The sequence below is a fragment of the Tropicimonas marinistellae genome (assembly GCF_001509585.1).
In the GTDB taxonomy this organism is placed as follows: domain Bacteria; phylum Pseudomonadota; class Alphaproteobacteria; order Rhodobacterales; family Rhodobacteraceae; genus Tropicimonas; species Tropicimonas marinistellae.
In genome coordinates, this window is record NZ_LNCI01000016.1 from 22605 (window position 1) to 31662 (window position 9058).

8 protein-coding genes are annotated in these 9058 nt (G+C 65.3%); 1 reads left to right on the forward strand and 7 read right to left on the reverse strand.

The annotated features are described in order from the left end of the window. The 4 genes from ARC39_RS23705 to ARC39_RS23720 all read right to left on the reverse strand — a co-directional run bounded on the left by ARC39_RS23705 (position 1) and on the right by ARC39_RS23720 (position 4762). A complete protein-coding gene (locus ARC39_RS23705) occupies positions 1 to 1194 on the reverse strand; it encodes a Gfo/Idh/MocA family protein (RefSeq protein ID WP_068118866.1) in 1194 nt (397 codons plus the stop codon). Next, on the reverse strand, positions 1191 to 2006 hold the full coding sequence (locus ARC39_RS23710; RefSeq protein WP_236545372.1) for a copper homeostasis protein CutC: 816 nt from the start codon (positions 2004 to 2006) through the stop codon (positions 1191 to 1193). The genes ARC39_RS23705 and ARC39_RS23710 overlap by 4 nt, the downstream gene beginning before the upstream one ends. A 246-nt stretch (positions 2007 to 2252) precedes the next feature. Then, a complete protein-coding gene (locus tag ARC39_RS23715; protein ID WP_068118869.1) occupies positions 2253 to 4115 on the reverse strand; it encodes an adenine deaminase in 1863 nt (620 codons plus the stop codon). Then, on the reverse strand, positions 4112 to 4762 hold the full coding sequence (locus ARC39_RS23720; RefSeq protein ID WP_068118884.1) for a phosphoribosyltransferase: 651 nt from the start codon (positions 4760 to 4762) through the stop codon (positions 4112 to 4114). Before ARC39_RS23720 ends, ARC39_RS23715 begins: the two co-directional genes overlap by 4 nt. 101 nt (positions 4763 to 4863) lie before the next feature. On the opposite strand from ARC39_RS23720, the gene ARC39_RS23725 reads away from it, so the two are divergent. Further along, on the forward strand, positions 4864 to 6033 hold the full coding sequence (locus tag ARC39_RS23725) for an amidohydrolase (RefSeq protein WP_068118871.1): 1170 nt from the start codon (positions 4864 to 4866) through the stop codon (positions 6031 to 6033). A 35-nt stretch (positions 6034 to 6068) separates the two neighbouring features. Here the strand turns inward: ARC39_RS23725 and ARC39_RS23730 are convergent, their stop codons facing one another. The 3 genes from ARC39_RS23730 to ARC39_RS23740 all read right to left on the reverse strand — a co-directional run. Continuing rightward, complete coding sequence (locus tag ARC39_RS23730; RefSeq protein WP_068118874.1) at positions 6069 to 6962, reverse strand: nucleoside hydrolase; 894 nt, start codon at positions 6960 to 6962, stop codon at positions 6069 to 6071. A gap of 12 nt (positions 6963 to 6974) precedes the next feature. Continuing rightward, a complete protein-coding gene (locus tag ARC39_RS23735; RefSeq protein ID WP_236545373.1) occupies positions 6975 to 8408 on the reverse strand; it encodes an amidohydrolase family protein in 1434 nt (477 codons plus the stop codon). Then, on the reverse strand, positions 8405 to 9058 hold a 654-nt coding region (locus tag ARC39_RS23740; protein ID WP_149866535.1), incomplete at its 5' end, for an ABC transporter ATP-binding protein. The genes ARC39_RS23740 and ARC39_RS23735, both read right to left, overlap by 4 nt.

Consider the following 9058-nt stretch of genomic DNA (forward strand, 5'->3'; position numbering starts at 1 on the left):
TCAGCCCTCCTTGCTCAAGCCGAAGCTGTCGAATCTCTCCCACAGCTCGCCCATGTCCACCACGCTTCCCGTCACCCGGGCCCGGTCCATCGCCAGTGCCGTCAACCCGGCTTCCAACGCATCCAGAACCGTAACCTTCAGTGGCACGCCCTGATTGAGATATGCGGCGATGTCGGCCGCCATCATATCGTCGGCGCCGTAGTGGTTGGCGCGTGACGGCCCGACGTGATCGTTCTCTGAAAGGGTGCGGGCGGTGAAGGCATCCGTCAACTTGAAGGTGTTGCGAATGAAGTCTCCCTCGGCCATGCCGCGCGTGCCGATCACCGCGAAGCGGCGGAATTCGTCCGGCACGTTCATGTTGGTGTGGAAGGCCATGGAGGCGCCACCGTCGTATTCCACGATTGCGGTCTGATAGTCGATGATATCTCCGTCGCTTTCGAAGATTGCATTTCCGCCGCCCCAGCGAGGCTTGAAGCTGTTTACGCGATCGACCTTCTCTGGCAGGTGTTCGCGTGCGATCGCATCATAGTCCGGCATCGTTTCGGGCTTGTTTTCCGGCGTGAAGCTCTTGCGACCACCGAAGGAGGCGACCCGCATCGGCCGGTGGCCCACGACGCCCTGGTAGAGGTCGATATCATGGCAGCATTTCTCCAGCATGAAGCCGCCGGAATACTTGGTGTAGCGCCGCCAGTCCTGCATGAAGAACGAGCCGTGATAGCCACCGATATGTTCGGAGGCCTCGATGGAGACTACGTTACCGAGTTGCCCCTTTGCCTGCGCCTCCTTCAGCATGATGTAAAGCGGCGAGTACCGTAGCACGAGGCCGATCATGATGCGCCGGTGCCCGCCATGATCGCGCATCAGTTCCAGCAGTTCGAAGGTCTCTTCCTCGGAGATCACCACCGGCTTTTCGGCAAAGATATGCCGAACGTCGGCAACAATGGCCGAACGCAGGTGCCCGATATGCAGGTGGTTGGGTGAGCCCACCATCAGCATATCCGGCTTGTCGTTGCGCAGCATCTCGTCGAGATCGTCGTAGGCCGTCAGCTGATGGCCGAGTTGGCCTTCCAGATAGGCGCGGCCGGCCGGGGACGGGTCGGCGAAAGCGGCGAACTCGTAGTCGGGGTTCACCTCCTTGAACAGGGCGGCCACATGCGAGATCCGGGCACCGAGCCCGACGATACCGACTTTCATGGCGAGAAATCTCCTTGCAGATCGAGTGCGGCGCGGAGGTCGCGAATACGGGAGGGCTCGGTAAAGCGCCGGCCGGCAGCGGGGAGAAACTCGAAGCGGCGAAGTGGGTCGTCAGGCAGCGGAGGGGCGGTTTGTGCCGAACAGGAGGCGTGCAGTTCGCGTGCGCCGGTGCTTTCGATTATGTTGCGCGCATTGGCAGGAGAAACCCCGCCACCGGGCAGGATCGCGATCCGCTCGCCCGCGGCATCCACCAACTGCTTCAGAAGCGCGCTGCCTCCGACAGCGGTGCGAGCTTGCCCAGAAGTCAGGATCCGCTGGAACCCGAGGCCGACTGCCTGCTCCAGCGCGGCAAATGGGTCGGGCGTGAGATCGAACGCGCGGTGAAGCACGCATTCCATGTCGCCCGCCGTCTCGATCAGAGTTTTCAGAACCTCTCCGTCTAGCTCTTGCGATTGCGTCAGAACGCCGATCGCGACGCCATGGAGCCCGGCGGTGCGCGCGGCGGCGATGTCCCGCTGCATCGTATCGACTTCCGCAGCGGTATAGACGAAGCCGCCGTCGCGCGGGCGGATCAGGGCGATTGCCGGAACTCCCAGATTTGCCGCGGACTCTAGTAGCCCCGGTGTCGGGGTCAGCCCGCCGACGCCGAGGGCGGCGCAAAGCTCAAGGCGGTCGGCGCCTGCGGCCAAAGCGGTCCGAGCGCCTTCAATGTCGTCGACGCAGATTTCGAGCATGACGTGGGAATTCGGCCGAGCGATGCCAGCGTCCGTATTGCCAAGTTGTGCCGGTGATCCGGTAACATGCATCGTCATGTCAGGCCTTGAACCTAGAACTGGTTCACTATGGGCCGAGACTTTTGGCCAAGTAAACAAAAAATTTAGCTTAGGAAACAAATCGGCGTAACGCCCGAAAGGTACGCGAAAATCCCGGCAGGAATGTCGCTGCTTTGAGCATTAGGAAAACCACAAGCGATTGCGCAGCTCCAGACAGTCACGGCTGTTGCTCCTGCACAAGGCCGGAATCGCGGGTATCTTCCTAGGAGTGTTGTGGCATCCCGATTACCAGACCACAGGATGCACGTCGCCGGTCTGAACCTGAACGAGCCCTTCGGGTGCGTGCACCGACGGCGCGACGAGGTTCCAACGCCACGGCGAGCATGTGAGGGTCGCGAAGGCCAGCCGTTCAGGGAATCCCGGGCCCCAGCGAGGATGGAACGAGGGTTCGAACATCCAGTCTACCCGTGCACCGGCGGTATAGAGGGCCGACATGTCTTCGGCGAGAGCTTCTGCCGGCCGGGCGGTCATCAGGCCCGCGATTTCATACGCAACGGTCGCAACCACCGCGCCATTGTGCACCAGCACCCAGCCGCCGCCCATATCCGCGCAGGTATTCACTGCTTCCGCCATAGCCGCATCCGACGAACCGACGCACCAGATGTTATGTTTGTCATGGGCCATGGAACAGCAGAGCGCGGTATCGGGGTCGCGCGGGCCGCAGCCGCGCCAGAACATCCGCGCCACGGCGCCGGTGCCGGAGAAGCGGTCCACGATGGCGAATTTGGTGATATTGCGCGCGGAGTCCCGTTGCACTTCGCCATTTGTAGCGGTCAACTCCTCGATCAGGAAATCGTCGGTCCAGTGGAACGGTCGCAGAACGGCAGCCTTCATGGAGTCGCGTCCAGGTTCCGCCTGCAGGGCGAAATCCGCGGCGCTGAGCTGTCTGCCGATATTCACACTCTGGTAGGCCCAGTTCGGCCATTCGATTTTCGGCACGTCTTGCAGGTAGTGCCCGCCCTCGGCGGCTGGCTGACCATCGGCCCAGACCTCGGAGATCTCGAACTGCGCGATTTCAGAAAGCAGAACGATATCGGCGAACCGCCCCGGCGCCAGCGTGCCGACCCAGGGCGTCAGGCGCATGTGGCGCGCCGGGTTGATCGTGACGAGTTGGACGGCCGTTTCCGGCGGTAGGCCCGCGTCGATGGCCATGCGGACATTGCGGTCGGTGGCGCCAGATATCAGCACCTCCTGCGCCGGGCGGTCGTCCGTGGCGAGGGCGACCTGGCTCCAGTCGGTAAGGCCACGCTCGAGGAGCCCGGCGATGATCTCCGCGCCGGTGTGGATACGTATCTCCACGAAGAGCCCCGCCTGCAGCTTGTCGAAAGCCTCCTCGGCGGTCCAGGCCTCGTGATCCGAGGCAATACCGGCTGCGGCGAAGGCATTGATGTTCGGCAGGTCGCGAATCCCGGCGGCGTGGCCTTCGACCACAGCGCGCGCGCCCCACGTCGCTTCGATCATCGACCAAAGCCGGGCATGGGCGGGGTTGTCGCGATCGCGCACCGCGGGCCAGTCCATCACCTCGTCCAGGCCGGCGGCCATCAGGCTTTCGCGCAGGAACCGGCTCTGGTCCGTGCCCTCCAGATGTGCCCCGTGCTCCCACGCCGTTGGGGGAACGGCTGAACCCGGAAGCGGGAAAATCTTCAACGGCGAGCCCGCGCGGCGCGGCGCGAGCCAGAAATCCAGCGTACGCTCGGGGACCACGTTGGAAAACTCGTGGCTCGCCTCGCAGGTCCAGGTATTGCCGTGGGGAATGACCAGCGCGGCCTCGTACTCCGGTGTCACATGGCTCGACTCAATGTGCTTGTGAACCTCGCCGAGGCCCGGAACCGCGGCAAGGTCCGGCTTCTCGATGGTCTCCAATGCCGTACCGGGGAAGCTCCCGCTCGGGCCGACGAAGGCCACGCGACCGGAATGGATGGCGATCTCGACATCGGCGCGCCAGAGTCCCGTACCGGTGTCCAGCAATCGGCCGACGCGGAGCAGACGATCAGCCGGTCGCCGCCCAAGCGCCACGTCGATTAGGTCGCGCCGCAGGGCGGCCTCTCCGGCGGCGGTGATCTCGCCATAGGGGTCAATCGCGCTCATGGGGCCTCCCAGCTGTCGCCGTTGTGCCTCAGGATCGGGGTACGAAAGGCACCTTCCACGGGGATCGCGCCGAGTTTGTCTCTCCAGGCCTCCCCCTGCAACATCGCCGCCCCGATCACCGCAGGGGACACACCGATCAGCGTCATCAAGTGAAGTGCGGCGACCATGGAAGACCCCGTCGAAACCACGTCATCGACCAGCGCCACGCGCGCACCCTTGAGCAACGGGAGCATTCGCGGGTCGGCGTAGAGCCGCTTTCCGTCTGTGGGCGAGGTGATAGAGGTAAGTGGGACGGACAACGTGTCATCGTACCAGAACTTGCGACTGGTTCCGAGCGGAACCATCCGCGCGTGGTCGAGCCGCCGTGCCACTGCCTCGCCCAATGCAAGCCCGAGCGTAGGCACGGCGACGACGATATCCGGGTCGTAGGGTTTGAGTCGGTCGGCAAGGCAATCGGCCAGCGCGTCGAGCACCTCGAAACTCGCCTGGTTGACGATCAGGGAGGCGACGCCGCGCGCCCCGTCCGAGAGTGCCCGGATTGGCAGGAGCAATTGCCGCTTTCCCAGGGGCGCCGCGAATGTCTCCTGGTCCCGCTGCACGCCGGGGGTCAGGTCGCGGTGGAGATGTTGCCAGACATCTGTTCTCATGTGTGACTCCGGTTCGGCGCGGCTGTCCATCGCTTCAATCCGACGCGTGCTTCGATTACGCTCTCTCGGGCCAAACCCCGGCGCACAGGAGCAGTTCGCAGATGAAAGACCACACGCTTGACGATACCGTTCTGGCGGACCTGACCGCATTGCGGCGCGACCTGCACGCCCATCCGGAACTCGGCTTCGAGGAGCACCGTACCTCGGAGATCGTCGCGCACCGATTGGAGGCGGCGGGTTTGGAGGTCACGCGCGGGCTTGGCGGGACGGGCGTGGTCGGCACGCTTCGTCGCGGGACGGGCAACCGCGCGATCTTGCTGCGCGCGGATATGGACGCGCTTGCCATGCCGGAGGCGACGAGTCTGCCCCACGCCTCCCGCAGCCCCGGCAAGATGCATGCCTGCGGCCATGACGGGCATACGGTCATGCTGCTTGGTGCGGCCGAGGCCCTGGCCGCGACCGGAGGATTTTCCGGAACCGTACATTTCGTCTTCCAACCCGCCGAAGAGGGGCGCGGCGGCGGTGCGGCGATGGTCGCGGACGGTTTCTTCGACCGCTTCCCGGTGGAGGCAGCCTACGGGTTGCACAATATGCCCGGGCTGGATCTGGGCATGATCGCCGCGGTGGAAGGGCCGCAACTCGCCAGCTCCGATTCCTGGAAGGTGGTTTTTCGCGGCATCGGCAGCCATGGCGCGAAGCCACACCAAGGGCGTGATGCGGTGACGGCGGCCGGCATCTTCCTCGGTCAGGTTCACAGCATCGTGGCGCGGGAAATCGATCCGTTGCAACCGGCCGTCGTCTCCGCTTGCGCGTTGCAGGCGGGCGATTTCGCCGCGCTCAACGTGATACCGGATACGGTGCGCGTCGGCGGAACGGCGCGGGCCTATTCGCCGGAGGTTCGAAACCAGCTCGAAGAGGCCATTGGCCGGCATGCGCGCGGCGTGGCGGCGGGTTTTGGGATTGTCGCGGACTACCATTTCACCCGCCGCATTCCACCGGTTGTGAATGCCTCCGCGACGACCGTTTTGGCCCAGAATGCTGTTCGGAAGCATCTTGGCGAGACGCATCTGCGGACCACCTTTCCGGCGTCCACCGCGGGCGACGACTTTGCCGAGTTTGGCTGCCGCGTGCCCGGCTGCTACGTCTGGCTCGGGATGGGCGAGACGCGGCCGAACGGACAGCACCACAACACCAACTATGACTTTAACGACGCCTGCATACCCTATGGGGTGGCGTTCTGGTGCGCCGTGGTGCGGGAGGAGCTGGGCTAATTCTCCGGCGACGGAAGTACCGCGAGCGGGAAAGGTCAAGAAGACAGCCCACCCAGCAGCCGATCCCGCAGAGACTTGGCATCGAGGCCCATCGCGACGCTAGTTTCTGTGGGGCCGGGGATCAGGGCGCCGGTCGACACGTCCACTTGTAGCCCGCGCGTTTCGACGTGGAAGAGATCCGGGTGAAGCGCCAGTAGCGGTACGCAGGGGTCGTGGAGCGGGCGGCTCTCGACTCCCTTGGCTTGATGGGCGGTCTGTTCGAAATAGGCGTCGATCAAGTCTGCGGTCGCAATGGCGGGCGCGGCGCCAGTCTCCCGAAGTTGTTCGAGATAAACGGCATCTGCACGGAACTGGCGTGTGGCATCGAGCGGGATCAGCGTGAGATCCAACCCGGCGGCGAGGACCGCCGCCGCGGCCTCGGGGTCATGGCCGAGGTTGAACTCGGCATTGCCCGCGACATTGCCCGGCTCGTCCACGGCGCCGCCCATCGCAACCACGCGGCCAATCCGTTCGGCGGATTCGGGCGCATCCGTCAAGAGCCGCGCGATATTGGTCAGCGGGCCGAGGCAGAACAGGTCCATCACGCCAGGCTCCGCCGCCATCAGCAGGTCCGACATGGCCGCCACGGCGCCGGTTTTGGAGGGCGGCTCCTGTGCCTCAGGGAAGGTCACGCCTCCCAAACCGTCCGCGCCGTGGATGCGCACCTCGTTCTTCGCTTCGCGGCCGAGCGGGGCCGCCGCGCCAGGGTGCACCGGCACCGTCACGCCCGCGAGCGCGGCGATCCGACCGGCGTTGTCCGTGGTGACGGGTAAGCCAATGTTCCCGGCCACAGTGGTCAGTGCCACGACCTCGATGCCCGGGTGCCGCAGGGCGAAGAGTATGGCGATGGCGTCGTCGATACCGGGATCGGTGTCGATAATTGCGAGCATGGGCGTTCCTTCTCAGGTGGCGGTGGCGTCGATTTCGACGATCCGCGCGTTGAACCGGCGGGCGACCTGCAGCGCGTCCGACAGTACCTTTTCCGCGTCGAGCGTGGAGACATGCCGATCCTCCATGAGCCAGCGACCCGCGACCATTGTGGCGCGGACGTCCGTGGGCATGGTGGCGAATGTGAGCATGGAATAGACATCGTAGATCGGGTGCAGGCGCGGGTCAGCAAGCGAAATCCGGATCAGATCGGCCTGTTTGCCGGGTTCTAGTGAGCCGATCCGGTCGGCCATGCCGAGCGCGGCCGCGCCTTCGGTGGTCGCCATGCGGATCACGTCGCGGCAGGGCAGGGGCTTGCGGGAGCCGCCGGCGATCTTCTGGAACATCGAAGCTGGCGCAAGTTGCGAGAAGAGGTCGAGTATGTTGCCGGACATCGGCCCGTCGGTGGCGAGGCCTACATTGATACCCCGCGCACGCAGCGCGCAGACCGGCGCGATGCCGCGCCCGGCCTTGCCGTTGGCGCGGGCGTTGTGGGCAGCATGCACTCCTCGTTCCGACAGCAGGTCCATATCCGCCTCGGTCGGATACAGCAGATGCGCGGCGACGAGGCGTGGGGTCAGGATCCCGGCCCGGTCGGCAATCTCCACTGTCGTGCAACCGTACGTCTTCTCGGCCCAGGCCAGTTCGTCCGACGTTTCTGCCAAGTGCATCTGCACCGGTAAGTCAGGATGCGCGGCCGACCATTCTGCGACCCGTGCCATCACGTCGAGCCCGGTGGAATAGGGGGCGTGCGGAGCGGCGGAGGCGGTGATGCGCGGGTGATCCGCGAAGCGCGCGGCGAGATCGTTGAGCCGGGCAAAGCCGTCGTCCATGGTGGAATGGTCGGGGGCGGCGAAATCGGCCAGTGTCTGGCCGATGACACCACGCAGACCAGCGGCGTCAATCACGTCGCCGACCCGGTCCTCGAAGTAGTACATGTCGGCCACGGTGGTCACGCCGCCGCGGATCAGTTCCAGCGCGGCGAGCGCCGTGCCAACTTCTACGACGTCCGCTGTCACCAGCGCCCGTTCCAGCGGCAGGATGTAGCGGAAGAGCCGGTCGTCCACGTCTTCGGCGAGGCCCCGGAAGAGGGTCATGGGCATGTGGCAATGGGGGTTGACCATACCCGGCATGATCAGGTCGCCGCCCATGTCGAGGTGTTCGCCGTCGGGTGGGGTTCCCGACCCGAGCGCGGCAATCCGGTCGCCCTCGATGGCAATCCAGCCGGGGTCGTGTTCCGTCAGCGCGGCATCCATGGTCAGGATACGGGCGTTGGTGAGGATCAATCGGGTATGCGCCGTATCCTGTTCGGCTGTCGCGCCCGGCGTTTGCGCCGGGCAGCGCCCGTCCACTCCCCCGGGCGGGCGCTTCTCGCCCACCCGCGGACGAGCGATGCCCTTCGTGCTCACGCCTCTTCCTTCGGCAACAGACAGCATTGTTCCGGCTGCGGGATCAACACCGCATCGCCCGCACCGTAGGGCTGTGAGAGCGGGCCGTTTGCCTTCAACTCCCCGGCGGGCGTCTCTGCCTGGTACTGGTAGGCCCGGCCCAGATAGGTGCGCAGCCCGAGACGGGCAGGAATACCTGCACCCTCGGTCGCCACCTGCAAACCCTCTGGCCGCGCCGCGAGGATGAATTCCCTGCTGGGCACCCGGAAGCGGTCCTTCGGGAAATCGAATGTCGCGCCACCGGCCATTTCGGCCCGCACCGCATCGCCGGCCTCGGCGATGGCGCGCATCGGGATCATGTTCTCGAACCCAACGAAATCGGCCACGAAAGCGCTGGCGGGACGCGAATAGAGCACCTCCGGGGTGTCGAGCTGCATGACCCGCCCGGCATTCATGATCGCCACGCGGTCGGAGATGGAAAAGGCCTCCTCCTGGTCGTGGGTGACGTAGAGCGCGGTGGTCCCGTTGGCCTGTTGCAGCCGCCGGATCTCCACCCGCATGTCCACGCGCAGCTTGGCGTCGAGGTTCGACAGCGGCTCGTCGAACATCAGCAGTGGCGGCTCGATCACCAGCGCGCGGGCGAGTGCCACGCGCTGCCGCTGGCCGCCGGA